The sequence below is a fragment of the Sphingomonas sp. CCH21-G11 genome, from assembly GCF_001555965.1.
In the GTDB taxonomy this organism is placed as follows: domain Bacteria; phylum Pseudomonadota; class Alphaproteobacteria; order Sphingomonadales; family Sphingomonadaceae; genus Sphingomonas.
On sequence record NZ_LSHX01000031.1, the window covers coordinates 1 to 25,107 of the forward strand.

Here is a 25,107-nt window from a genome sequence, read left to right on the forward strand (position 1 = left end):
CCGGTCGCCGACCGCATCCGCGATCGTCGGCAGCGCGCGTGCCGACGACATCACCCCGTCGAGCTGGCGTCCGCCATGGTTCGACACGACGATCGCGTCGGCACCCAGCGCCGCGGCTTCGCGTGCATCGTCGGGGTCCAATATGCCCTTGATGACCAGCGGGCCGTCCCACAGCTCGCGGATCCAGCCGAGATCGCGCCACTGGATCGACGGATCGAAATTGGCCCCCAGCCAGCCGATATAGTCGTTGAGCCCGCTGTTGCGGCCAAGCACCGCCGCCAGGTTGCCCAGCGTATGCGGCCGCCCCATGACGCCCACGTCCCAGGCCCAGCCGGGCTTGCCCATCGCCTGCGCGACGCGCCGAACCGCTGCGTTCGGGCCCGACATGCCCGAATGCGCGTCGCGATAGCGCGCGCCGGGCACCGGCATGTCGACGGTGAACACCAGCGCCTTCGCGCCCGCCGCCTTGGCGCGCGCGATCAGGTCGCGCATGAAGCCACGGTCGCGGATCACGTAGAGCTGGAACCAGAAGCGGTCGGGCGCGGCGGCGGCGACGTCCTCGATCCCGCAGATCGACACGGTCGACAGGCACGTCGGGATGCCCGCACGCGTGGCGGCGCGCGCGGCCTGCACCTCGCCCCGCCGGGCATACATGCCGCTGATGCCGACGGGGCCGAGCATGACGGGCAGGTCCTGCTGCATGCCCAGGATCTGTGTCGTCAGGTCGATCGTCGCGACGTCCTTCAGCACCCGCTGGCGCAGCGCGATCGCCGACAGGTCGCTGACGTTGCGGCGCATCGTGTCCTCGGCATAGGCACCGCCATCCGCATAATCGAACAGGAAACGGGGCACACGGCGGCGGGCCGCCTCACGGAAATCAGCAGTGGACGAAATGATCATCCGGCAGGTCGCGAGGTCAGGCCCGGCGCGCCGCCAGGTGGAGGCACCTGCAGTGAATGGCGCACGGGATCAGGGCGCACTGAGCGGCTCGTCGCCAGTTCTGAGCGGAGCCGCCGCGCCACGTCTCTATTCACTCCGAAGGCGCGCCAGGCGTCGGCGTGCCGAGCGCCCGGCCATCCTTGCGCAAGGCCATAGCTGGTACCTCGGTGACTTCCACGCCAATGCGGCGCGTTTCGCCACCCCGGCCCAGGATCACATAGGATGGCCCGATCCGCTCGAGGCGCGTGCCGTCAGGCAGTTGCACCCCCGCCCGCCATGTCGCCACCGTGCCGTCCGGCGCCTGGAGCGACGCTGAGGGATCACTCGAGCTCATGTCGACATGTTTGAGCACATATCCCTCGCCGATGGGCCGAATGACGTTGCGCAATTCAACCGCAGGTGCCGCCGACCCGCCGGCTGCAGGCGCGCGTTCGACCTTGATCTCGCCCGCCGCGCCCGACGGTCCGTTGTCCCGCGCGGCGCCGAACAGGAGCAGCCACGTCGCCGCCGTCACGACCGCCGCGACGCCGATGATGATGAGACACAGGGCGCCCAGGCCGAGCTTTCCGCCTGCCTGGGTGTCCCGTTGTCCTGGTGCCGATCCATTCAGTCGATCGGCCACGCTAGTTCAGTCGAATGATCGTGGCTGTCGCCGGCTGCGATGTGATCGCGATGCTGGAGTTCGAGCCACCCACCGGCGTGACGGGGACGTTGGTCCAGGTCGCGCCGCTGAACACCCCGGTCGTCGATACGCTGCCACCGCCCAGGGTGATCCCGGCGGTCGTTGTCGCCGACAGATCGCTGGCGGATGATGTCTGCAGCACGATGCTGCTGGCGCTGGCGTAAAGGCGCCCGAGATCGACATTTACCACACGGCTCGACGACGAGTCCGGATCGCTATAGTTGACGACGACGACGGTCAGCCCGTTGCCACTTGCGGCACGGAGCGCATAGACGCGCGTCTGGTTGAGATCGTCGCTGTTGGCAAAGGTGACCGGCAGGAAATGACCCGAGCCGACCAGCCGTGCCGCGAGCGCGCCGTAAAAGGGCACGGCCGCCTGGACGGCGCCGGCGTTGCGCGCGGCGTCATCGGGCGAGCAGAACAGCGAGTACCAGCCATATTCCGGCGCGATGTCGCCGCAGCGGCCGAACATCGAATGCAGGTAATGGCGCTGGATTCCTTCGCGCGCGAACAACAGGCTGCTGTCCAGCGTCCAGAGCGCCGCGGCGAAGCTGTTGCTGACCGCCGGCCGACCGGCACAAGAATAGGAATTGCGCTCGTCCAGAACCGCCGGGACGTTCAGGTCGGGATTTGCGGCACGGCTGACGATAAATTGCGCGGCATTGATCTGCCCGTCATACACCCCTCTGCTCGTCAGGTTGCTGATCGAGCCGAAGTTGGTGGCACATCCATTATAGTGATGGGCGGTCAGCGCGTTGATGTCCGGCGACGGCAGGGCCAGCTCGTTCTGGACGAATGCGTCGAGAAACCCGCCAATACTTGCCGTCGCGGCCATGTAATAGCGCGTGTTCGGCGCAGCCTGCTCGATCGCCGTACGATACTGACGCCAGTGCGAAAAATACGTCCCCGGACCGCTTCCGCCCCCATAGACGCCATAGAGGTCGGGTTCGTTGCCGACCTGGACGGCCGCGAGGCCGGATCCGAGCTGCGCGCGAGCCGCAGCGACGAAATTCGCCGCTCGGGCCGCGTCGGACGCTGGCGACGCGACCCGTTGACGCAGGTTGACCGTGAGGACGATGCCCCAACCGGTACGATTGACGAAGTTCCGGAGCGCCGTAAGGCTCGCGGGCGTGATCCGGCCGCGACCATCTTGCGTCGTCGATCCAGGGACATAGGTTGCCCATGCCGGGGTCGGCTCGTTCGTGCTCGTCCAGAACGTGGTGTCGCCGCCCGATCCACCGATGCGCAGGCGCCGCACGGCGTCTGACCCGCCGAGGGTATTGAAGAGCTGCGCCACCGTGGTCGAATTGAAGAAGATCGCGGCGTTCTGATCGTTCAACCAGTAGGAGTTGATCGAGACGTTCGGCCGCACGGCGTCGGTGAAGGGACCCGGCTGGCTCTGGCTCAACGTCACATTCACCGGCGCGGGGGTTTGTGCGAAGGTCACCGGCCCTAGAGCGCAGGTGACGATGAGCGCACTGAACGATGTGGCTGCTCGCAATACGAATTTCTGGACAGCGTTTCGTTCAAACCTTTGCAGGTCGACGCCATGCCTCCGTGGAGCCAGTCGAAACGATCTAATCGTGCCGTTCATAATCCATCCTCCGTAAGCCCGGCACGACAATATAATATATAGTATATCAGGGCAATGCCGGAATCTGGTCGCGGTGGCAAGTGGCGTGAGCGGCGAGCACCGCCAGGCCGCGACCTGGCCAGCGTTGCGCCCCGGAAACGTCACGCCATTGGCCCACTTGCGCGGATGGCCCGGATAATCGTCCCATCCCCGAGACCCTAACTTCAGGCCGTGCACATCGCGATGATTTTGCCGCGGAGCGGGTCGCCAGCGCGGCGTCCCAAGCACGGTGAGACGCTGGAACGATAGCCCTGAGAGAACCGGACTTCGTCATCACGCCCGGAACGACCGTTCCGACGCCTTAGCTCCGGAACGACTTGGTGCGAACGGGAGCCTCGCCGCACGCACATTTTAGACGACACCTGGTCAAGTGTTCGCCCCCCGGAAGCGACGCGCTCCTTACTCGTTGAGCGGCGGCGTGCCCTTCAACCATCGACCGGTGTTTTTGACTCGGCCTGGGAACAGCGCGTCCATGGTGTCGCCATAGTTGCTCAGTGCATCCTTCTGGCCTGCCAGGTAAGACTTGGCATGATTGTAGTCGGTCTTGGTCATGGACGGGCCCGCAGTCGACTTCCGCATCCGCAGATCCATTTCATCCCATTCGGCCAACGCCATGCCAATTCGCGTGCTCGAGACCTTGGTGTGCATCACGCCGGATTCGTCAAACATGTAAGTGGTGTCGACGTCAGGCGCGGTCGCGCAGATGGCGACAAGCGTGACCGTCTTGAGCTTGTAGGCACCGATCTCGTTCGCGAACTGCATCTCGAGGTTCTTGTCCTTGTAATCAGCTCGCGGCTTGAAAAGGCCATAGCTGCCGCGCGCAACCTGCATGTACAGCGCGCCCCGCGCGCTGACCGTAAAGCGGACGGCATCGCAATATCGGCGGATCGAGCTACGGCCGCCGAACAGATAGACTGAGCGCGTCCCGTCGACGGTCTCGTCGCCCAGCATTTGCGGGCGGACGAAGTTGGAAAGCATGGTGGTCGCATTCACGCCCAGCGTGTTCAGATACAATGGCCTGTCGATGAACGTCCGTACCTGCATTTTTCCGCCCCCGCGCTTCGCGTTCGGAGGATAATCCACATCAGGCGGCGCCAGCGCTAATCCTGGTGTCGCAATCGAGACGTCGCGTTGTCGCAGGGCGGGTCGGCGCGTTCGTCGCTCGGCGTACAGCCGAAACGCGACCGATAGCGCCGGCTGAAATTGATCGTGTCATAGATGCCGCAGCGGGTTGCGATCTCGCTCACGGCTACGCTGGCAGGGAGGGTACGCAACAACCGCCTGGCGCGCTCGAACCGACGCTGATGGATGACGGCGGCAATCGATGTGCCTTGATCGGCAAAGGCGCGATAGAGTGTCGCACGCGAACAGTTGAGGCGATTGGCCAGCAAATCGGGGCTCAGGCCCGGTGATGAAAGATGCCGGTCGATCACCATCATGGCGACCGAATAAAGCGCCCGCCTTCGCGTCGCATCACCCTCAATCGGCCCAGCTTCGATCCGCATGAGGGCGAAGCTGATCGTCTGCACAAGTTGGTCGAGCATCAACGCAGCGGCGTGCGGCTCAACCATCGGCAGCAGGTCCAAGACCATTTCGAACTGGCGGCGAAGCAGCGTGATCGACGACGTCCGGTTAAGTTGATCGATCAGCACGCTGGGGCGCGGCACATCATGGCCCAGCGCCCGAACCACGGTGCGGCGTGGCAATCCGACGTGCATGCCCCGGTGCGCCGTCCAGCCCAATTCGCATGGGCGCGCCGCATCGTAGACGAAGAGATTTCCGGGCCCCGCGCGCGTGATGCGATCGCCTTGCTGGGTGGCCTGGCGCTCGCCTTCGATTACGAACCCGATGCTGATCATATCGCCGCCATCGCGCTCGATCTGGCGGGTGGTGCGCACCCCGCGCACCGCATCCGACCGGTAGCGATAAATTTCGACGGTTCGCATCAACGCACCATGCACCTCCGCCGAGAATAGCGGCGCGTCGACCGGTCGCGGCATAGCTTCGAAGTGATAGTACGCGATGTTGCACCAGTATGCGAAGCGATCGGCTGGTGGCACTGCATCGGTCGAGACATTGACCAATATGGGTGTCTCGGGATGGACGATCGCCGGGGTCCAGCGCGCTTCGCCGGGTGCCCAATCTGCGGCGGTCGACGCCGTTCGTGACTTCGACCGGGAAGCGGGCTGGTCCATCGCAAGTTGAAATAGCATCCCGAAGCCTCTGGTTGAAGTGCGGGCACGTTTTTCAGCGCGGCAATTAACGCTGTATCCGGTCGCCACAGAGCCGGCACAGGGCAAGCCGGTTAACAGATCGAGGGTCAAAAACCGCTTTGGTTGAGCCCTCGTCAACGAACGCCACGTGCGACGCGCTAACAACGGACATGAGACGTGGAGACGTGCGCGCTGATTGACGGGAATCGCGCCACCTTGGCAATGCCGGGTCGATGCGGAGCGGGCGTTATCACGGACGCGCGCGGATATGCGACCCAGGGGAAGCGCAGCACATGGCGATCTTCATCGGCACCGATGGCCCGGACACGATCAGGGGCACAAGTAGTCTGGCGGAGACCATCTTCGGCAATGGTGGCGACGATCGTCTGGTTGCCGAGGGTGCCGACAGCGTGGTCGGCGGCGCCGGCGATGACCTTTTATTCGCCCATAACGGCGCCACCCTGGTCGGCGGAGACGGCGAAGACCGATACTTCGTGAACTTTCCAGTCTCGGGCCTGTTGATCGTTGAGGATCGACCCGGCGAAGTCGATCGGCTCAACGCCCTTGCTTCCCATGCGTTGAGCCCGGGCGCCCGGATCGAGATCATCTCGATATTCAATGCCGGTGTGTCGTTCGTCGGCAACGACTTTGCCCAGCAAATCGAAGGCAGCCTGTTCGATGGCCTGCTCGACGGCGGTCGCAACACGTCGGAGCCGGGTCGGGGCGATACGCTGATCGGCAACGGCGGCAACGACATTTTCGTCGTGCGCAACCCCAATGATGTGCTGGTCGACTCCGATGGCGGTGCCGACATCGCCTTTATCGACGCAGCGTCGCTGCAGGCGGCGGGCCAGGCCGTCGCCACCTTCACCCTCGCCGCCGGGGTCATCATTGAAACGCTGTCGGCGGCGACGCACAGCGGCACCGAAGCGCTGGTGCCGACCGGTAACGGCAGCACCCAGACGATCATCGGCAATTTCGGCAACAACACATTGAACGGCGGCGGCGACGGCGACGACACGCTGATCGGCCTGGACGGCGACGACACCTATGTCATCGGCGGCCTGGGCAACATCACCATCATCGATTCGGCCGGCACCGACACGATCAATTTCGCGCTGGGGGTCGCCCCGACCTTCATCCTGAACGCGGGGGCGTCGATCGACGTCATCAACCTGAGCGCCAACGTCAACCAGGTCTTCGGCAACGAATTCGCCCAGCGGATCAATGGTGCCGCCGGTGATTTCGACGAAACGCTGGACGGCGGCGGCGGCGCCGACACGCTGGCCGGCGGTGGCGGCGAAGATGACTATTTCGTCGATTCCGCCGACGACGTGATCATCGAAAGCGGCTTTGCGGCTAATGGCGTGACCCCGACCGTCGACGTGGTGCAGTTCAACGGCACGACCGGCGGCTATGCCCTGGCCGACGGAGTCAATGTCGACCGGCTGCTCGCCGGTGCCGCCGGCAACGTCTTCCTGGTCGGCAACAGCTTAAGTCAGCAGATCGTCGGCAACAACGGCAAGAACATCCTGAACGGCGCGGCCGGCGCGAGCGGTGCGGGCGACACGCTCTATGGCGGCGGCGGCGGCGACATCTATCGCGCCTACAGCGCCGCCGATGTGGTGAGCGAGGAGATTTACGACTTCGCTACCAGATCAGGGATCGCCGGAACCGACGCGGGCGGGGTCGATACGATATTCACCAGCTCCAGCTATTCGCTGGCGACGGCATTCGGCGTGGTCGAAACCCTGTCGGTCGCCGACCACAGCAGCACGACCACCGGCATCGTGCTGACCGGCAATGTCGCCGACAACCAGATCATCGGCAATATGGCGGCGAACACGCTCGTGGGCGGCGGCGGCGCGGACACGTTGATCGGCCTCGGTGGGGATGATTTTTACATTCTGGAAAGCATCGACGACCTCCTCGGCCAGGCCGATATCGTACTGGAAGCGGTCGGTGGCGGGTTTGACACGATCACCTTCGCCGGTGCGGCCGGCGAACCGTTCGTCCTTGGCGCAGGCAGCGAGGTGGAAGTCCTGCGGCTTGGTGGCGGGCCAGCATTGATCACCGGCAATGAGTTTGGCCAAACGATTTACGGCACGGATCGGCCGCTTTCAGAGACGTTGATCGGCGGGGGTGGGGCCGACACGCTGGTGGGCGGTGCCGGCAGCGACGTCTATCGCGTCGACAGCGCGGACGATGTCATCATCGAAACCGGATTGGCACCCAACGGCTTCACGCAGACCTTCGACCTTGTCGTCTTCGAAGGCACGATCGGCGGCTACGCGTTGGCCGAAGACGTCGCGATCGATGATCTGCGGGCGGATGCGGCGACCGGCGACGTCTATCTGATCGGCAATTCGGGCGCGCAACTCATCATCGGGAACAACGGCAACAATATTCTCGACGGCGGCGGTGCCCCGGCCGGCCTAGGCGACACGTTGCGCGGCGGCGTTGGTGACGACATTTATCGGGTCTATTCTGCCGACGACCGCGCCGAGGAGTTCCCGAATGCCGGCACGGACACGGTGTTCACCAGCAGCAATTTCAATCTGGGTCTGTTCGGCGCAAACATCGAAAATCTCATTGCCGCCGACGCGCGCGCGCTCGACAATCTGGTGCTGCAGGGCAATGCCGGGAACAACAGCATCAGCGGCAATTTCGGGCGCAACGTGCTGGCGGGTGGCGCGGGGGTCGATACGCTGACCGGGCTGGGCGGCGCGGACACCTTTCACTTTGCCGACGTGGGTATAGGCAATGCCGACGTGATCGCCGACTTCAGCGCGGCGCAAGGCGACCGGATCTCGCTGAGCGAGGGTACCTTCACCGGCTTTACCGGCGCGACCATCACCGCGGCGCAGTTCGTGCTAGGCGTCGCCGCCACCGCTGCGGGTCCGCAGCTCCTGTACGATCAGGCGACCGGTCGCCTGTTCTACGACGCGGACGGCACCAGTTCGGGAGCGGCACAGATCATCGCCACGCTGATCCCTGGCACCGCGCTCACCAACAACGACATCGTCATCACGCCGGGAAGCACCGTTCCGACACCGTGAGGTCGGTGGTGGCAAGGCGCGTGTGAGTCGCGCTGCACCCGTTCCTTCGCGCGCTCGGTCGCGTCCGGGGGCCACTTTCCGCTTTCCTTCACCAGCCTTGATATCATCGCGCGCAAACCATGGGCCGTCATTTCATGGCTGGCATGGCCCGGCCGGGCGGTTTCAGTCAGCTAAGCAAACGTCCGCTTTCGACCATTGTCGTCCAGAACCTGCTCCACTTTTCTGTTGAGTGCGCCGTGCAGCTCGAAAGACGCTGCCCGTATCGCTCGCCACGCTTGCTTCCTCGGCCGCACGCTGGCCGAACGGGTTATCCCCGGCCCGTCCGACCCCACCCGCGGCTAGACATTATCCTCAAGCGCGCGCGGGACATTATCCGCGACTTCGTCGTCATGCTTTCCGGAGTCAGTCGATTGGCGGCAACAGCCGATCGGCACGCAGGCGCGAGAACCATTTGTCGAACATCTCCTCGGTATCAATCGCGCCGCTGAATCCGGCGCGGCGCAGTTTCACCGTCGAGACAATCGAGTCCTCCCATGCGACCGTGCGTCCATAGCCGAGCGCGAAATCGGCATATTGGAAGGAGGAGCCGACGAACTTGCCGATATCCGGCGCGGCCAGGCCGTGGCGCTCGCGGATCGCATCCCATTCGGACGCAGCAGCAGGCATGGCGGTTGCCAGCTCCATCGCCCGGTCCTCGCCCGGTTTCATGCCGAGCGAGCGAGCCAGCGCGGGCCAGATGTTCTTCCACAGGAAGATGTCGCCATTGGTGATGTTGAAGACCGCGTTCCGGGCCGTTTCCGCGCCATGCGACCAGTCGATCGCCTCGGCGATCAGGTCGGCGTCCACCGCCTCCAATATGCCCATGGGACCGCCGGGATAATGAAGCGGCTCGCCCCGCGCCTTGAGGATCGCCGCATAGACGCCGAGCGCCGGGATCAGGTTCATCGGCGCGCCCAGCGAATGGCCGAACACGAATTGCGGCCGCAGCACGGTGAAGTGCCAGCCGTGCATCCCGGCGAGCTCGGTCAGATAATCCTGCTGCTCCCAATAGAAATTGGGGTGCTCGCGCATTTCCGAGCGATTCTCGCGCGCGGGCAGCACCATCGGCCGGATATGGACGCCATACGCCTTTGTCCCCTGGAGCAGGGTGACATGGGCGAGGGCCGCATGATCGGTGATGCCGATCTCCATCAGGTTGCGAAGCATCTCCGCATTGACGCGGATCTGCTCCTGATCCGACCAGCCCGCGACGAGGCTGGGCGCCTCATAGAGCGCCGCATAGACAAGGTGGGTCACGCCCTTCAGCGCATCCGCCGCCGCCGCGACCGATTTGGGATCGCGCAGGTCGGTGGCGACAAACTGGGCGCCGTGCAGGTGGAACGGCGCGCGACGCGACACGCCGATCACTTCTGTATCCGGCTGGGCCGCGAAATGGGCGATGCAGGATTGGCCGATCAGGCCGGACGCGCCGATGACGGCGACCTTGCGCTTCATGATCTTCCTCCCGCGGCCGGGCCGATATCGATCGCGACCGTGCCGATGCCGTCGACGGTGCAAACGACGTGATCGCCGGGCACCAGCGGCCCGACTCCCTCCGGCGTGCCGGTGAAGATCAGGTCGCCAGCGCTCAGCGCCATCCCGTGCGAGATCAGCGACACAATGTCTCGCACGCCCCAGATCATGTCGGCAAGATCGGCAGACTGCCGCGTCTCTCCATTGACCGACAGGTGAATGTGGCCCGCATCCGGCACCCCGCCCACGCGGCTGGCCTGAAGGATCGGGCCACAGGGGGCGGAGTGATCAAACGCCTTGCCCCAGTCCCAGGGGCGGCCCATGTCGCGCGCCTGGAGCTGGAGGTCGCGGCGGGTGAGATCGATCCCGGCGGCATAGCCGAAGATCACATCCTCCACCGAATCGGCCGCGATGTCCCGGGCGGCTGCGCCGATGGCGACGACCAGCTCGGCTTCGTAGTGCAGGTTGCTGGTCAGCGGCGGATAGGAAATGGACGCGCCGTCATCGACCACGGCATCCGCCGGCTTGGTGAAGAAGAATGGAGGATCCTTGACCGGGTCCATGCCCATTTCCCGTGCATGCGCGGCATAGTTGCGCCCGACGCAAAAGATGCGGCGAACCGGAAAGCGCCGGACATCGCCCGCCACCGCGACCGAAGCGACAGGAAGATCGAACAGCAGCGACATGGGGCAGCTCACCGACAAGGCACGTCCGGCACAGGGCCCGGACGCCAGGGAGGATATCAGAAATCGTAGTTCAGCCGCACGCCATAGGTGGCCGGACGGCCGACATAGGCCTTGATCGTGTCGAACTGCGGCAGGACATTGTTGAAGTAATAGCTGTTGGTGACATTCTCGCCCCAGAAGGTGAGCCGCCATCCCGCCGCTTCGTTGCCAAAGCCGGCGCGCAATCCGAGCAGGTCGTAGGAGGGCAGGTCAAGCCGCGGGTCCTCTCCGAACACCGCCGACGCGGTCGCGCGATAGGACCAGCTGCCCCCGACAAAGAAGCCCAGATTACCGACATCCCAGTCATATTGGCCGTCGAAATCGAGCGACCATTTTGGCGCGAAGCTGAGCACGCCGCCCTCGTAATCCGTCAGCACGCCGTTGACGTCCAGGCCGACATATTCGTCGATGCGCGTGTCGAGATATGCGGCAGCGCCGGTCAGCTTCAGACCCGGCGTGGGGATCACGGTCGTATCCACCTCGAACCCGACGATATGCGATTTGGGGATGTTGATCAGAAGGCTCAGCGGGCCGAACACCTCGTCCAGGAACGTCCCGCGCAGCTGCTTGTCGGTATAGTCATAGTAGAACACCGCGGCATTCGCCTGCGCCGTGCGGCCGAAACTCGCCTTTACGCCCGCTTCATAGGCGATCAGCTTTTCCTGGGTCGCCGGTTCATATTGGCGGAAACCGGTGGCGGCGACATTGGGGAAGCTGCCCGATTTATAGCCCTGGCTTGCGGACACGTAGAAGAGAAGATCGTCGACCGGCTTGTAGTTGAGCGCGACGCGCCAGGACACATTGTCCTCCGCCAGCGTGTTGACGCTGAGGCCCGGCGTGGCGGTCAGGCTGACGTCGCCGCGCGGATCGACAAAGGTTGTGCAGTTGCCGTTGCTGAGCAGGCCCGGCTGGAACTGGCTGGCGGGCAGCGGGGCCAGGCCCGCGCCGGTGCGGATCAGACCGCTGACGAATTGGATGATCGGGCTCAGCGTATTGTCGCCCGTGTCGCCGCTGCAGCCGCGGAAATCGACCTTGAAATCGGTGTAGCGCGCCGCCGTGGTCAGGGTCAGCTTGTCGGTCAGCTGCCAGTCGATCGAGGCGAAAGCGGCAAAGGACTTGAGTGTCTGGTCGGTGAAATTTTCCGCCGACTGCACGCCGGAGATGCGGTTGGCGCTGGTCTGGCCGGTGCGATAGGTCTGTTCGGCATAGACGGTCGAGCGGGCGTAATTGCCACCGACCACCCAGTCGGCCAGCCCTTCGAACGAGCCAGTCAGGCGGAGCTCTTGCTGAAAGGAATTGATCCGGCCGAATGTGGTGAAATCGAACACGGTGACGGGCGTGCCGTCATATTCGTTGAAGCTCTCATCCTTGAACCGCGCATAGGCGGTTATGGACGACAGGGTGATGTCCGGGCTGAGATCCCAGTCAACGCGGCCAGAGGCCTGCCAGAACCAGTTGTCGCGCGCGAAGTCAGATCCCTCATCCCAGTCGGCGGCGCGCACATCGCCCTCCGGCGCGATCGGATATGCGGCAAGATCGGGATTGACCGCCTCGGGAAACACGGGGTCGACCTGACGGATCTGCGGCACCTGAGTGTCGCTGCGGTCGCGCCAGCCGCTCATCACGAGGGTGGTGCGCAGCGTCGGCGCAGGTTCCCATTCGAGGGTCAGGCGACCACTCTGGCGATTGACCTGGCCCGCGCCGTCGCCGGGGCGCAGCTGGCTGCGCTGCCAGTCATCGGCATTGTCGGTGCGCACGGCCAGCCGCGCCTTGAGGGTGTCGGTGATCGGCCCACTGAGGTAGCCCGCCGTTTCCACGGCGTTGAAGCGCCCGAAGCCGAAGGTGACGCCGCCCTCGACCATGTCGGTCGGCTTGGCGGCGATATAGTTGATCGCACCGCCAGTCGTATTCTGCCCATAGAGCGTGCCCTGCGGCCCCTTCACCACCTCGACCCGCTCGAGGTCGAGCGTCGCGCCCAGCGTCATCGCGGGAAAGGGGATGGCAACTTCGTCGACATAGATGCTTACCGTGCTTGTCGCCGACAGGCTGGATTCGTTGAAGCCGATGCCGCGCAGCGTGTAGATCGGCGTATTGAGGCCTGATTCCGCTGCCTGGAACCCCGGGACGACGCGGGCCAGATCGCTGACGCTGGTGATGCCACGCGTTTGCAGAGTCTCGGTGCCGAACGCGGTGATCGAGATGGGAACGTCCTGAAGGCTTTCGGACCGGCGCTGGGCAGTGACGATGATGTCACCGAGGCCATCCTGCGCACTCGCTTCCGTCGTCTGCTCGGCGTCTGCCGTCGCATCCTGTGCCTGTGCGGTGCCGATCCCGGCGACCATCAACGCAGGTATCGCGGCGCATTGATGCAGCGAACGGATCACGCTCTTGTTCATGGACTTCCCCTCTCTCGTGCACGGTCGGCTATCCTGCCGATCCGTCGCATAATATGAACGTTCGTTAGTTTATAAAGCAAGCGCAATGCGGCCGCAATAGGCTTACAAACGTTCGTATAGTTTTTGGTCTCCCGGAGTAGGAAGTTGAAAAGCCTCAGGATTCCTGGGGGATGCCGGCCATTCGATGGATCAGGTCGACAAAACCCTGCGCAACGGCATCGCTCTTCATCGGTCCCTTGCGGCTGTACCAGCTGGCGACTCCGTTCATCATTGAAAAAGCCGCGCGGGTCATGAACCGGACGTCATCGATGCCGACGCCGTGATGGCGGGCGGCATCGAGCAAGGCGTCGCTGAACCGCGCTTCATAGGCGCGGCGCATGTCGAGGATCTGGTCGAGATGTTCCGGCTCCAGGTTCCGCAGCTCCATATTGCCGATGAAAACGGCTTCCTTGTTGATCGCATGAAAATGGACATGGGTGCGGATGAACGCATCCAGCCGCTCCGGGGCGGTCTGTGCCCGATCGACAGCCGACTGCACCTCCGCTTGCAGATCTTCCATGATGGAACGCAGCAGAAGGAACAGGAATTCCTGCTTGTTGGTGATGTGATTGTAAATCGAGCCGGCCTGGATCCCGATATGCTGGGCCAGCATCCTCAGGCTGACATTTTGATAGCCATGTTTGGCAAACAGCGTAATTGCAGCGTGCCGCAGCATTTCGCGGGTTTCACGACCCTTTTCGCGCGAAGGTCGGTCCGTCGATTTGAAGATGATGTCGCTTTTCGTGGCGGGCATGGACCTTGCGCTACCTTGTAGTTGTAAAAGCCGGGGTGACCGGATTGCCCCAACCCGGTCTAGTTTTCCAGCCCCGCGTCGCTGGCGATCGTGCGGGCGGCGATGTAGCCAAAGGTCATGGCCGGGCCCAGGGTGATGCCGCCGCCGGGATAGGCGCCGCCCATCACGCTGGCCGCGTCATTGCCGACCGCATAGAGGCCGGGGATCGGGGCGCCGGCCGCATTCAGCACCCGCGCCCGCGCATCGGTGGCAAGGCCGGCAAAGGTGCCGAGATCGCCCATCTCGAGCTTCACCGCGAAGAAGGGCGCCTGATCGAGCGGCGCAATACAGGCATTGGGCAGATGCCCAGGATCGCCCAGATAGCGGTTATAGGGCGTCGATCCCTTGCCGTATTGAGTGTCCTCGCCCTTCGCCGCGTCGAGGTTGAAGCGGGCCAGCGTGGCGTCCAGCGATTCGGGCTCGCACGCGATCGCCCGCGCGAGCTCAGCAACCGTGCGGCCCCGCCTCAGATAACCGGAACGGATCCAGCCGCCATAGGGCACCGGGAAAGGCTTGACGATGCCCAGACCATAGCGGCGCAACGCACGGTGATCGGCGATCAGCCAGGCATAGACGCGCCCGTCCCGGCGGCAACGCTCCAGCATTGCCTGTCCGAAATCGTGATAGCTGTTCGCCTCGTTCACGAAACGGCGGCCCCACGGATCGACCGCGATGATGCCGGGCTTGTACCGGTCGATCAGGTGCGGAAAGACGCCGTGCGGCCCCTTGCCGCGGGGCACGGCAGAGACCGGGATCCAGGCGGCCGCGTTGGGCAGGTCATCGCGAACCCGCGCGCCGATCGACTCGCCGGCCGTCAACGTATCGCCCTGGTTGCTGTCCGGCGCGGGCGACAAATGCTGCCCGCCCGCCGCCACATGCGGAAACAGGCGCTGTTGCCGCGCGATGCCGCGCGGAAAGCCGCCCGCTGCCAGGACGACGGCATGGCGGGCGAAAAGGCGTTCGCCACCATCGGTCAGGACGCCGACAGCGCGCCCGCCCCGTTCGATCAGTTCAACCAGCCCGGTGCCCGTGCGTATCTGAACCCCGAGATCCAGCGCGCTGGCGAAAAGGCGTGCGGCCAGGGCATTGCCGTTGGTCAGCCGCATCGCCCGGCCATGGCGCAACATTTCCCAGCCATGGACGGCCAGCCGCCGGGCGACGTAAAGGGCGCTGGTCAGAGACCGCGTCGCGCGAAAGAAATGCTGCACTTCCTGACTGGCGTTGAACATCATGCCGACAAAGGTGATTTCGCGAAGCGGCGGGCGCAGGCGGCGGATTTCGCGCCCAAGTTCGCGACCGTCCATTGGCGCGGCGACGATGGAGCGCCCGCCCGCCGATGCGCCGGGCCTGTCGGCATTATAATCGGGGAAACCTGGCTGGGCGACGAACGCGACGCGCGTTTCCCGTTCGAAGAAGTCGACCATTTCCGGACCATTGGACAGAAATGAATCCACCCGTTCGGCGTCGAAGCAGTTGCCGGCCATCGCGTGCATATAGCTGCGCGCCGCCGGCACATCGTCCGTCACCCCCGCCCGTGCGGCAACCGGATTGCCCGGCAGCCACAGGACGCCGCCCGACCGCGCGGTCGTCCCGCCGACAAGTCCCGATTTTTCGATGACGAGGACGGACAGGCCGAGGCGTGCGGCCGTGACCGCTGCCGACAGGCCGCCTGCCCCCGATCCGACGACGATGACGTCGGCTTCGGCGTCGCTCACTTCAGCTCCAGGCCGTCAAATTCCCCGCCGATGAAGCGATTGGGCTTGAGGAAGAAGCTGAGGACCAGTGCGCCGTCCGGCGACCTCGCCAAATGCCTGTTGCCGCGGGGCCGCCAGACAAAATCGCCCGCGCGCACCTCGCCCTCGTCATCGACGATGCTGCCTTCAAGCACATAGGTCTGCTCGACCTCGACATGCTCGTGCAGCGGCAGTGCGGTGCCCGGCTGCCAGCGGAACAGGGCCGTCAATAGCCCGGTTTCGGGAAAGGACATCAGCACCTTCATGTCGATGCCCGGCGTCGGCGTCGGTTTCCAGGGCAGCGACGCGACATCTATGTAGCGCGAGGCGAGCGGGCCAAGGCCGTCGGCGGCCTGTTCGATTCCGGTGGCAGTCATCACGGTTTCCCCTGTTCAGCCTTCCAGCATTCGGTGCGCGGCATCGCGCGCACTCATGCCCGGTGCGATGCCCATCGCGGCGGCAGTGGCATTCGCGGCGGAGATCACGCCATGCTCGTAGGTGCTGAGCGGGTCGCCGATCCGAGCGCTGTCGGTATCGACCGAGGCGGCCGCGATGCCTTCGGGGTCAAGCATCGCCAGCCCCTCGATCCCCAGATCGTCCAGGCCACGCCCGGCATCATTGCAGATCAGCCCCTTCGGCCGAATGCGCAGGGCGTAGAGTGCCATCAATCGCGCGCCGTGTGAGGCGACGCAGAACACGTCATCGGGCGTCGATTCGCCGACGCGCGAAAAGGACCAGCAGGAAAAAATGCGCCCGCCATTGGGTGCGCGGTGGACGATCCGGGTTTCCTCGTCCACGAGCGCATCGACATCCGCCGGTGCGCCCTCTGGCCCATTTGCGAGCATGACGCGCGCGGCCTCCAGCCCGGTCATGCCGGGCACCACACCGATCGCGTTGGCGGCGGCGTTGGCGCGTGAAACCCGCCCGGTCAGCAGCGAGTCGCCGTCGGACAGCCGCGCCTCCATGGTGGCGATGGCGGCGGCCGGAACACCAAACCGGTCCGACAGCGGAAGGCCGGCGACCCCCGCCTCGTCCTTGCCCGGCCCGCCTTCGTGCGCGATCCAGCCCCGCGCACCCCGCCGCAGCGGAATAGCGCCGGTCGGTGCGCCGGCAAAGGACGCGCCCAACAGCACGTCGCCCTGCCAATCGCCCTCGTCAAACGACGTCAGGGAATTGCCGACGACGATGCGCCCGCGGGCCTCCTGGCTTTCCAGGATATAGGGATGAAGGTCGCTGTCGCTGACCGTGATTGCTGACATCGCATCCTCCTTTTATACGAACGTATGTTTGTATAAAGATCCACGAACTGTCAATTGCGGAGCGGACGCATGATCGTCGAGGAACGTACCTATCGCCTGTCGCCGGTTCATTCGCTGGCGGCGTATCTCGAACCCTATGAGCGGATCGGGCTGCCGGTGCAGCGCTCGATCCTTGGCGGCCTTGTCGGCGCTTACACGGTGGAGGTGGGCGGGCTGCACAGCCTGGTGCACCTATGGGCCTATCCCTCGTTCGAGGAGCGGCTGGCGCGGCGCGCGCGCTTGGCGGCAGACAGTCGGTGGCAGGAATGCCTGGCGATCATCCGCCCGATGATCGCTAGCATGGACAGTCGTCTGCTGGTGCCGACCGGCTATTCGCCGCTGCCCCCCGGCAGCGCATAGGCGATCAGATAATCGCCCTTCACCGGCGAACGCCGCGCCCCGCCTGCCGACACGACCACATATTGGCGACGGGATTTGGGAGACACATAGGTCATCGGCGTCGCTTGCGACCCCACCGGCAGGCGACCGCGCCACAATTCCCGCCCGTCCGCCACGGACAGCGCGCGCAGGTAGAAATCCTGGGTTCCGGCAAAGAAGACCAGCCCCGACCCGGTCGTCACGGATCCGCCGATCGACGGCATTCCCACCGGCACGTCCAGCCCCGTGGCGATCCCCAGCGGCCCGGTGTCGCGCAGCGTGCCCAGCGGCTTCTGCCAGACGATCTGGCGCGTCTTGAGGTCGATGGCGGTCATCGTGCCGAAGGGCGGCTCCTGGCACGGCACGGCCAATGGCGAGACAAAGCTCTCGCGGTTGATGGCATAGGGCGCGCCGGTCTGTGGCCCGATCCCGTCATGGTCGCCCTGGCGCGGGGTCACGCGGTCGACGTCCTTTTGCGGCACCAGCTTCAGCAAGATGCCCATCCGGATGTCATTGACGATCAGCGTGTCGTTCGCCTTGTTGATCGCAGCACTGCCCCAGTTCATGCCGCCATAATAACCGGGGAATTGCAGCGTCCATTCGCGGGTCGTGATCGGCGTGAACAGCCCCTGATAGCGCGCCCGGCGAAACGCGAGGCGGCAGGCCAGCTGATCCAGCGGGGTCGCGCCCCACATGTCGCGCTCGGTCAACGTCGCATTGCCGATGCGTGGCATCGCGAGCGATCGCGGCTGTACCGGCGACAGCGTCTCGCCCGCCTGCGCGCCCTGCGGCACGGGCTGCATCGTCACCGGCGCGACGGGCCGGCCCGTTCTCCGGTCGAGCATGAAGATGTCGCCCTGCTTCGTCACCTGGACCAGCACGGGGATCGTCCCGCCCTTGCCGTCGGGCAGGTCGTGCAGCACCGGCTGGGCGGGCACGTCATAGTCCCACACGTCGTGGATCACGGTGCGATAGACCCAGCGCGGGCGGCCGTCAGCGATGTTCAGCGCGACGACGGCAGCCGCGTATTTCTCCGCAGCTTCCGTCCGGTCCGCACCCCAGAAATCGGGGGTCTGGTTGCCCATCGGCAAATAGACCAGGCCGAGTGCCGCATCGAAGCTGGGCACCGACCACATGTTCGGCGTGCCGGGGGTGTAGGTCTGCCCTTCCGGCGGTGCGCCGATGCGGTCGGGTGCACCCATGTCCCACGCCCAGGCGAGCGCGCCGGTGCGGACATCATAGGCGCGCACCACGCCCGAGGGCTCGTTCACCTCCTGATTGTCGAACACCCAGGCACCGACGATGGCGATGTCGCCGACGATGGTGGGGCCTGACGACGGGATCAGATAGCCGGGCTTGAGCGGCCCCATCTGATCGGCGAGATCGACGGTGCCGTCCTTGCCGAACCCCGCACACGGGCGGCCATTGGCGGCATCGAGCGCGATCAGCCGGTTGTCGATGGTGGTCAGCAGGATACGGCGCTGGCACTCGCCAGCCGGATCGCCAGCCGGCCCCGGTGTTGCGGTCTCGTGATAGCCCAGACTGCGGCAGCGACGCCACAGCGGCGGCGGCACCGGCTTGGGATCGAACGACCACCGCACCGCGCCGCTATCGGCATCCAGCGCATAGACACGGTTGTTGCGCGTGCACGCATAAAGCGTGTCGCCAATCTGCAGCGGGGTATTCTGGTCCTCGGACAAAAGTTCGCCCGCCCCGCTGTCGCCCGTGCGGAACGTCCATGCCACCTTCAGCCCCGCGACGTTTTCCGGCGTGATCTGTCCTGCCGGAGCATAGCGGCTGCCATCGCCGGATCGCCCATAGAAGCGCCAGTCGCCCGGCGCCTCGGTCGATGCGACGAAGGGCGCGCGGCTGGCTGGCCGGATGCCGCCATGTTCCCAGAACATCCCCCCGAACAGTGCGGCCGCGCCTGCTCCGCCAATCAGGGCGGACGCGACGGCGCCTGTCCGGCTGCGGCTAGGCAGCGCGAGCGCGGCCAGTCCGCCCAGCGTCAACAGCACCAGCGGGGCGAACATCCGGGCAAACAGCGGCCAGAAATCCCACCCCCCTTCCCAGATTGCCCAGGGCAGCGTCAGCGCCACTACTGCCGCCAGTAGCTGCAAGCCGGCACAGCGGCGCAGGCCGAACAGGATGCCTGCGACCAGCAATCCAGCTCCTGCCAGCAGGTAATAGGGCGAGCCGCCCGCCGCGATCAGCAGCGTGCCGCCCCATATCAGCAGCGCGCCCACCACCAAAAGCACCAGCCCAAACAGCCCGGACGGAACCCACCGCAATTTTGACACGGGACTCAGGCCTCCGCCCGTTCGACCAGGGTGTCGCGCAATTCCCGCTTCAAGAGCTTGCCGTTGGAATTGCGGGGCAACGGATCGATGCCGATGGTCCAGCCTTCCGGGCATTTATAGTCGGACAGGCGCTCGCGGGCGAAGGCGGCGATTGCGTCCGCATCCGCCGACATGTCCGCCTTCAGACAGACAAAGGCATGCGCGCGCTCGCCCAGCACCGGGTCTGGGCGGCCGACCACCGCCACCTCCGCCACGGCGGGATGCTCGGCGAGGGCGGCCTCCACCTCGGCGCTGTAGATCTTGTACCCGCCACGATTGACGACGTCCTTCTTCCGGTCGTGCAGCCGGACCAGCCCGTCCGCGCCCATCGTGACGACATCACCGGAACGCCAGTATCCGCCGACGAATGCCGCGCGCGTCGCGTCGGCATTGTTCCAGTAGCCGCGCGCGACCATCGGCCCGGCCACCCACAGCTCGCCCGGCGTGCCCGGCGGAACCTCCCGACCATCCTCATCGACCACGATCACATCGGCACAAGGCACCGGCGCGCCGACCGCATCGGGATGATCCGGCGTCAGTGCGGCAGGCAGCAACGCGACGGGCGATGCCGTCTCCGTCGCGCCATAGCCGTTGGAAAGGCTGAGGGCCGGCAACCGCTCGCGCAGTTCGGCGATGAAGGCCGCGGGCATCGGCGCACCGCCGAAAGATCCCAGCTTCCATGACGACAGGTCATGCGCGGCCAGCGCATCGTTCATCAGGCACAGCTTGTATTGCGCAGGCACCATGAAGGCATGGTCGATCCGGTGCCGCGCCGCTTCTTCGATGAATGTTGCCGCGCGGAACGGCGGCATGAGCACGACCGCGCCGCCCAGCCTGAAAAAGGTCAGAAACTCGGTGATCAGTCCGGTGACGTTGCAGCCGGGGATCGCCAGCAGGGTGCGGCTGCCGCGCGGCAAGCCCCAGCTCCCCTCGAAGTGCAGCACCGAATGGACGATGTTGACATGGGCCAGCATCACGCCCTTTGGCGCGCCGGTCGTACCGCTGGTGTAGAGGATCGCGGCCAGAGCCTCCTCGTCCGCCTCATGCGGGGGAAGGACGGGGCGCGGGCCGCCATCGATCCAGTCCGTCATCTCCTCCGCCAGCACAACATGGCGCAGGTCGGGCAAGTCGTCCGATGCGGGCAGCTTGTCCACCATCGCCGCTTCGCTCAACAGCATCGCAGCGCCCGAATGACGAAGCAGGTACGCCGCCTCCTTCATGCTCAGTCGCGTGTCCATCGGCACCAGCACCGCACCCAGCCGCCAGCAGGCAAGGAACCAGATCGGATATTCCGCGCGGTTGGACAGCCAGGTCGCCAGCCGGTCGCCGCGTCGAACGCCCTCGGCGACCAACCGCTGCGCCAGCGCCTCCGCCCGACCGAGCAGGTCGGCATAGGCGAGGCAACCTTCATCGCCCCACAGCAGCGCCGGTGCGGCTTCTGAGCCGGCCGCACTCTCCGTCACCATCGACCAGATGTCGGCCGGGCGATCGGCGAAACAGCGCACCATGCGATCGCCGAAAAGCAGTTCGTGGCGCAAAGCGGGCTTGGCCCTCTCCATTGTCCGTCCCCTCTTCGCTTTGCTCTTTGGAGGCTCTGTCATTCGTGGTCCGACGCGATCTTCGGTGTATTGCGCCTGTCGTTCAATCCGTAGCTGCTGCAGCCTTCATCGTGCGTTCGGCGACATAGTTGACCTCGTCGCCTGCACTTTCGAACAGGACGGGATCGGACAGGTCGCCAATCCGGTCCCACGCGTCCAGCACCTGTTCCGGGCTGACCGCGTCTGCCGTAAACTGGGCCCCGCGGGCGCTGACGATGCGGACCTTGGCATAGTGACCTGCCGCCGCGGACAGAATGGTCCCGCTTTCGGCAAAGCCCTCGCTGGCCAGCACCGCCATGCCGGCAGAGGCAAAGGCGGGATCGAAGCGGGCAAGCATTTCCGGGGACATCGTGGCTTCGGTCATCGCCGTCGCTGCCATCGGGGCGAGCGCGTTGACGAGGATGCCGTATTTTCGTCCCTCGATCTTCAGCACGTTCATCAGGCCGATCAGGCCGGCCTTTGCGGCGCCGTAATTGGCCTGCCCGAAATTGCCGTACAGCCCGGTGTTGGAAAGCGTCATCACGATCCTGCCATATCCGGCCTGCTGCATGATCGGCCAGGCGGCGCGCGTGCAGTAAGCGGAGCCCAGAAGATGCACCGCCACCACCAGATCGAAATCCGCCATATCGCTTTTCACGAAGCTGCGATCGCGCAGAATGCCGGCGTTGTTGATGAGGATGTCCAGCCCGCCAAAGGCATCAACCGCCTGTTCGACCAGCCGCTGCGCGCCCTCGACTGAAGCGACCGATTCGTGGTTCGCCGCCGCCTGTCCCCCGGCCGCGACAATTTCTGCCACGACCGCATCCGCAAGCCATTCGCCGCCCGCCGACTTGCCCGGATCGTTCACGACCACCCGTGCGCCACGGCTGGCCAGCATCAGCGCATGCGCGCGGCCAAGCCCGCTGCCGGCTCCGGTCACGATCGCCGTCCGGTCGTCAAAACGGATCGCCACGCGCACTCTCCTCCCTTGCAAACTAACGTTCGTTTGTTTAAGTCGGATGCACGAGGCCCGTCAAGAGCCGTCGAAGCATTTCAAAGGGAGCAGGTCATGGCGGCGCAGACGCCCACTTCACCGATCAGCCGCGACGATTTCAATTTCCAGATTTTCGAGGTGCTACCGACGCTGGGGCTTTCGGATCGTCCGCTGTTTGCTGATCACGATCGCGCGACCCTGGATGCGACGCTGGATCTGGCCGAGCGGGTGGCCGTGGATCACTTCCTGCCGGGATATCGCAAGAGCGACGCTAACGAACCCTATGTCGAGGACGGCAAAGTCGTGCTGGTGCCTGAAATCGGCGAGGCGATCCGCGCCTTTACGGAAGCGGGGTTCATGTCGGCCCACCTGCCGTATGAGGAGGGTGGGCAGCAATTGCCTTGGACGGTGCTGCAAAGCTGCTACGCCATGTTCCAGGGCTGCAACATCGGCGCGACCATCTATTATTTCCTGACCGTTTCCGCGGCCAATGTGCTGCGCGCGCACGGGTCGCAGGAGCAGAAGGAACTGTACATGCGCCCGATGCTGGAGGGGCGCTTCCACGGCACCATGTGCCTGTCCGAACCGCACGCCGGATCGAGCCTGGCGGACCTGCGCACCCGCGCCATTCCCAATGGCGATGGCACCTATCGCATCCAGGGCACCAAGATGTGGATTTCCGGCGGGGAGCATGAGCTGGGCGAGAACATCGTCCATCTCGTCCTGGCGCGGATCGACGGTGCACCGGCCGGCACGCGGGGCATTTCGCTGTTCGTCGTGCCCAAGCGGCGGCTGAACAGCGACGGTTCGGTGGGCGAGCACAACGACATCAGCCTCGCCGGCCTCAATCACAAGATGGGTTATCGCGCCGCGACCAACACCGTGTTGAACTTCGGCGACAATGGGGACTGTGTCGGCTATCTGGTCGGCGAGCCGCATCGCGGCCTGGCGCCCATGTTCCTGATGATGAACGAGGCGCGAATTTCGGTCGGCGCCGGGGCGACCATGCTCGGTTATGCCGGCTATCGCTATAGCTTGGACTATGCACGCGAGCGGCTGCAGGGGCGGCCGCCGGAGAACAAGGATCCGGCTGCGCCGCCCGTGCCGCTGACCGACCATGCCGATGTCCGCCGCATGCTGCTGATGCAGAAGACGTTCGTCGAGGGCGCGCTCGCGCTCTGCCTCTATGCCGCCTATCTAGTGGACGAGGAACACACCGCACCTGAGGAAGAGGCGCGCGAGACGGCCCGCCGCCTGCTCGCGATCCTGACGCCGGTAGTCAAAAGTTGGCCATCGGAATTCTGCCTCGAAGCGAACAAGCAGGCGATGCAGGTGCTCGGCGGCTACGGCTACACGCTCGATTATCCGGTCGAGCAATATTATCGCGACAACCGGCTGAACCTGATCCACGAAGGGACGAACGGAATCCAGGCCATCGATCTGATCGGCAGGAAACTGTCGGCGGAGGACGGTGCCTATTGGTCGGAACTGACTGGCGCGATCCGGACGACATTGGCCGAGGCGCGTGGCCATCCCGCGCTAGCCGACCATGCAGATGCGCTGGACGCCAAGCTGTCCCATGCCGAACGAACTGTCGCCGCCGTGCTCGCCGCGACCGCCGATCAGCCCAGCCTGCGCATCGCCAACGCCACTGCCTTTCAGGATGCACTGGGCCATATCTGCATCGGCTGGATGTGGCTGCGTCAATCGATCGTGGCGCTGAATGCGCTCGACGAGACGCCGGGTGCGGAAGCGAAACGCTTTTACGAGGGCAAGCTGGCCGCGACGCGTTTCTTCTTCGCCTATGAGCTGGGCCGGGTCGGCCCGTGGCTCGATATTGTCGAGCGGCTGGATCGCACCTTGCTGGATGTCGATCCCGCATGCCTTTGACGCTCGAGGCGCTGGCCGCGCCGTTCCCTGAACGGACATTCCAATACGACGCTGAGCGGACACGGCTCTACGCGCTCGGCATCGGCTTGGGGCAGGACGGCGCCGCTGCCGATCTTCCCTATCTGATCGGTCCGGCGCCGCGGGTCGTGCCTTCCATGGCGACCGTTGTGGCCTGGGACGATAGCTGGATCGGCCGGCTCAGCCTCGACGCCACGCGCATCGTCCATGGCGAACAGCGGATCACGCTGCACCGTCCCCTGCCCGCGACGGCGACCCTGCGCTCCAGCGTCCGGATCGTCGAGGCGGTGGACAAGGGGCCCGGCAAGGGCGCGCTGCTTTACGTGGAGACCAGGCTGCAAGAGGAAGGTCGGCCGGAGCCGCTGGCCACCCTCCTGTCCACGGTCTTCGCCCGCGGCGATGGCGGCTTTGGCGGGCCAGCAAAGGGCGGACCCACGCCGCATGCGATTCCCGATCGACCATGGGACCACCAGCGCCGCTGGCGGGTCGCGCCCAACCAGGCGCATCTCTATCGTCTGTCCGGCGACCATAACCCGCTGCACGTCGATCCCGATTTTGCCCGTGCTGCCGGATTTCCCGCACCGATCCTGCACGGCCTGTGCAGCTATGGCATGGTGCTGCGTGCCGTGATCGGAGAAGCGGTGGGCGATCAGCCGGAGCGCGTCGCCCATGTCGCGGGCCGATTCACCTCCCCCATTTTCATGAATGAGACGCTTGAGGCGCGCATCTGGGTGGAAGGCGACACGCTGTCGTTCCAGCTCATCGTGGTAGAGCGAGACGTGGTGGCGATCGACCAGGGCTTAGTGCTGCTGCGTTAGGCCCACCCAGAATCCCATTCCATCCGCGTCAAGCGAGGTCGAGACACCTGGCATCAAGTGTCTCGCCTTCG

General features: G+C 65.2%; 19 protein-coding genes. 4 read left to right on the forward strand and 15 right to left on the reverse strand.

All coding sequences use genetic code 11. The annotated features are described in order from the left end of the window. The 5 genes from AX676_RS07705 to AX676_RS07725 form a co-directional block, all read right to left on the reverse strand. Positions 1-900: L-lactate dehydrogenase (locus AX676_RS07705; RefSeq protein ID WP_066483059.1), on the reverse strand; the 900-nt coding region annotated here is incomplete at its 3' end. Positions 901-1,030: 130 nt separating this feature from the next. Then, positions 1,031-1,561, reverse strand: coding sequence for a hypothetical protein (locus tag AX676_RS07710; protein ID WP_066482840.1), 531 nt, complete (start codon positions 1,559-1,561; stop codon positions 1,031-1,033). A 1-nt stretch (position 1,562) separates the two neighbouring features. Continuing rightward, entirely contained in the window at positions 1,563-3,431 is a 1,869-nt protein-coding gene (locus AX676_RS07715; protein ID WP_156437845.1) for a hypothetical protein, read from the reverse strand. Between the two features lie 222 nt (positions 3,432-3,653). Continuing rightward, positions 3,654-4,298 carry a hypothetical protein gene (locus AX676_RS07720; protein ID WP_066482843.1) on the reverse strand — a complete coding sequence of 215 codons (645 nt, stop codon included), beginning with the start codon at positions 4,296-4,298 and terminating at the stop codon, positions 3,654-3,656. A gap of 56 nt (positions 4,299-4,354) precedes the next feature. After that, on the reverse strand, positions 4,355-5,578 hold the full coding sequence (locus tag AX676_RS07725) for a helix-turn-helix domain-containing protein (protein ID WP_156437846.1): 1,224 nt from the start codon (positions 5,576-5,578) through the stop codon (positions 4,355-4,357). A gap of 182 nt (positions 5,579-5,760) precedes the next feature. On the opposite strand from AX676_RS07725, the gene AX676_RS17760 reads away from it, so the two are divergent. Then, positions 5,761-8,526 (forward strand): beta strand repeat-containing protein, encoded by a 2,766-nt coding sequence (locus tag AX676_RS17760; RefSeq protein ID WP_066482853.1) that lies wholly within the window; start codon positions 5,761-5,763, stop codon positions 8,524-8,526. Between the two features lie 402 nt (positions 8,527-8,928). Here the strand turns inward: AX676_RS17760 and AX676_RS07735 are convergent, their stop codons facing one another. The 7 genes from AX676_RS07735 to AX676_RS07765 form a co-directional block, all read right to left on the reverse strand. After that, complete coding sequence (locus tag AX676_RS07735; protein ID WP_066482855.1) at positions 8,929-10,020, reverse strand: NAD-dependent epimerase/dehydratase family protein; 1,092 nt, start codon at positions 10,018-10,020, stop codon at positions 8,929-8,931. Further along, a complete protein-coding gene (locus tag AX676_RS07740; protein WP_066482857.1) occupies positions 10,017-10,724 on the reverse strand; it encodes a fumarylacetoacetate hydrolase family protein in 708 nt (235 codons plus the stop codon). Before AX676_RS07740 ends, AX676_RS07735 begins: the two co-directional genes overlap by 4 nt. A gap of 56 nt (positions 10,725-10,780) precedes the next feature. Then, the gene (locus AX676_RS07745; RefSeq protein ID WP_066544212.1) at positions 10,781-13,159 is read right to left on the reverse strand and encodes a TonB-dependent receptor; all 2,379 of its coding nucleotides are present in this window, start codon (positions 13,157-13,159) and stop codon (positions 10,781-10,783) included. Between the two features lie 154 nt (positions 13,160-13,313). After that, positions 13,314-13,952: a TetR/AcrR family transcriptional regulator gene (locus AX676_RS07750; RefSeq protein WP_066482865.1), complete on the reverse strand. Its 639-nt coding sequence runs from the start codon at positions 13,950-13,952 to the stop codon at positions 13,314-13,316. A gap of 59 nt (positions 13,953-14,011) precedes the next feature. Further along, positions 14,012-15,706, reverse strand: a complete 1,695-nt coding sequence (locus AX676_RS07755) for an FAD-dependent oxidoreductase (RefSeq protein ID WP_066482866.1) — start codon at positions 15,704-15,706, stop codon at positions 14,012-14,014. After that, positions 15,703-16,101, reverse strand: coding sequence for a cupin domain-containing protein (locus AX676_RS07760; RefSeq protein WP_066482868.1), 399 nt, complete (start codon positions 16,099-16,101; stop codon positions 15,703-15,705). Before AX676_RS07760 ends, AX676_RS07755 begins: the two co-directional genes overlap by 4 nt. Positions 16,102-16,116: 15 nt before the next feature. Beyond that, on the reverse strand, positions 16,117-16,983 hold the full coding sequence (locus tag AX676_RS07765; protein ID WP_066482870.1) for a hypothetical protein: 867 nt from the start codon (positions 16,981-16,983) through the stop codon (positions 16,117-16,119). 69 nt (positions 16,984-17,052) lie between these two features. On the opposite strand from AX676_RS07765, the gene AX676_RS07770 reads away from it, so the two are divergent. Then, positions 17,053-17,382 (forward strand): NIPSNAP family protein, encoded by a 330-nt coding sequence (locus tag AX676_RS07770; RefSeq protein ID WP_066482872.1) that lies wholly within the window; start codon positions 17,053-17,055, stop codon positions 17,380-17,382. Here the strand turns inward: AX676_RS07770 and AX676_RS07775 are convergent. From AX676_RS07775 to AX676_RS07785, 3 genes are all read right to left on the reverse strand, one after another. After that, the gene (locus AX676_RS07775) at positions 17,352-19,700 is read right to left on the reverse strand and encodes a membrane-bound PQQ-dependent dehydrogenase, glucose/quinate/shikimate family (protein ID WP_231734707.1); all 2,349 of its coding nucleotides are present in this window, start codon (positions 19,698-19,700) and stop codon (positions 17,352-17,354) included. The two genes, AX676_RS07770 and AX676_RS07775, sit on opposite strands and share 31 nt — an antisense overlap. Positions 19,701-19,705: 5 nt before the next feature. Continuing rightward, complete coding sequence (locus AX676_RS07780; protein WP_197417165.1) at positions 19,706-21,298, reverse strand: class I adenylate-forming enzyme family protein; 1,593 nt, start codon at positions 21,296-21,298, stop codon at positions 19,706-19,708. Between the two features lie 82 nt (positions 21,299-21,380). Beyond that, entirely contained in the window at positions 21,381-22,289 is a 909-nt protein-coding gene (locus AX676_RS07785) for an SDR family NAD(P)-dependent oxidoreductase (RefSeq protein WP_066483063.1), read from the reverse strand. A 96-nt stretch (positions 22,290-22,385) separates the two neighbouring features. Here AX676_RS07785 and AX676_RS07790 point away from each other — a divergent pair, with 96 nt between their 5' ends. Beyond that, the gene (locus AX676_RS07790) at positions 22,386-24,200 is read left to right on the forward strand and encodes an acyl-CoA dehydrogenase (RefSeq protein WP_066482880.1); all 1,815 of its coding nucleotides are present in this window, start codon (positions 22,386-22,388) and stop codon (positions 24,198-24,200) included. Further along, positions 24,191-25,036, forward strand: coding sequence for a MaoC/PaaZ C-terminal domain-containing protein (locus tag AX676_RS07795; RefSeq protein WP_066644573.1), 846 nt, complete (start codon positions 24,191-24,193; stop codon positions 25,034-25,036). The genes AX676_RS07790 and AX676_RS07795 overlap by 10 nt, the downstream gene beginning before the upstream one ends. Positions 25,037-25,107 lie beyond the last annotated feature (71 nt).

Coding starts and splice junctions, on each gene's coding strand:
- AX676_RS07720 (WP_066482843.1), bottom strand. CDS start 4,298: ATGCAGGTACGGACGTTCATCGACAGGCCATTGTATCTGAACACGCTG.
- AX676_RS17760 (WP_066482853.1), top strand. CDS start 5,761: ATGGCGATCTTCATCGGCACCGATGGCCCGGACACGATCAGGGGCACA.
- AX676_RS07735 (WP_066482855.1), bottom strand. CDS start 10,020: ATGAAGCGCAAGGTCGCCGTCATCGGCGCGTCCGGCCTGATCGGCCAA.
- AX676_RS07740 (WP_066482857.1), bottom strand. CDS start 10,724: ATGTCGCTGCTGTTCGATCTTCCTGTCGCTTCGGTCGCGGTGGCGGGC.
- AX676_RS07745 (WP_066544212.1), bottom strand. CDS start 13,159: ATGAACAAGAGCGTGATCCGTTCGCTGCATCAATGCGCCGCGATACCT.
- AX676_RS07750 (WP_066482865.1), bottom strand. CDS start 13,952: ATGCCCGCCACGAAAAGCGACATCATCTTCAAATCGACGGACCGACCT.
- AX676_RS07760 (WP_066482868.1), bottom strand. CDS start 16,101: ATGACTGCCACCGGAATCGAACAGGCCGCCGACGGCCTTGGCCCGCTC.
- AX676_RS07765 (WP_066482870.1), bottom strand. CDS start 16,983: ATGTCAGCAATCACGGTCAGCGACAGCGACCTTCATCCCTATATCCTG.
- AX676_RS07770 (WP_066482872.1), top strand. CDS start 17,053: ATGATCGTCGAGGAACGTACCTATCGCCTGTCGCCGGTTCATTCGCTG.
- AX676_RS07780 (WP_197417165.1), bottom strand. CDS start 21,298: ATGGAGAGGGCCAAGCCCGCTTTGCGCCACGAACTGCTTTTCGGCGAT.
- AX676_RS07790 (WP_066482880.1), top strand. CDS start 22,386: ATGGCGGCGCAGACGCCCACTTCACCGATCAGCCGCGACGATTTCAAT.
- AX676_RS07795 (WP_066644573.1), top strand. CDS start 24,191: ATGCCTTTGACGCTCGAGGCGCTGGCCGCGCCGTTCCCTGAACGGACA.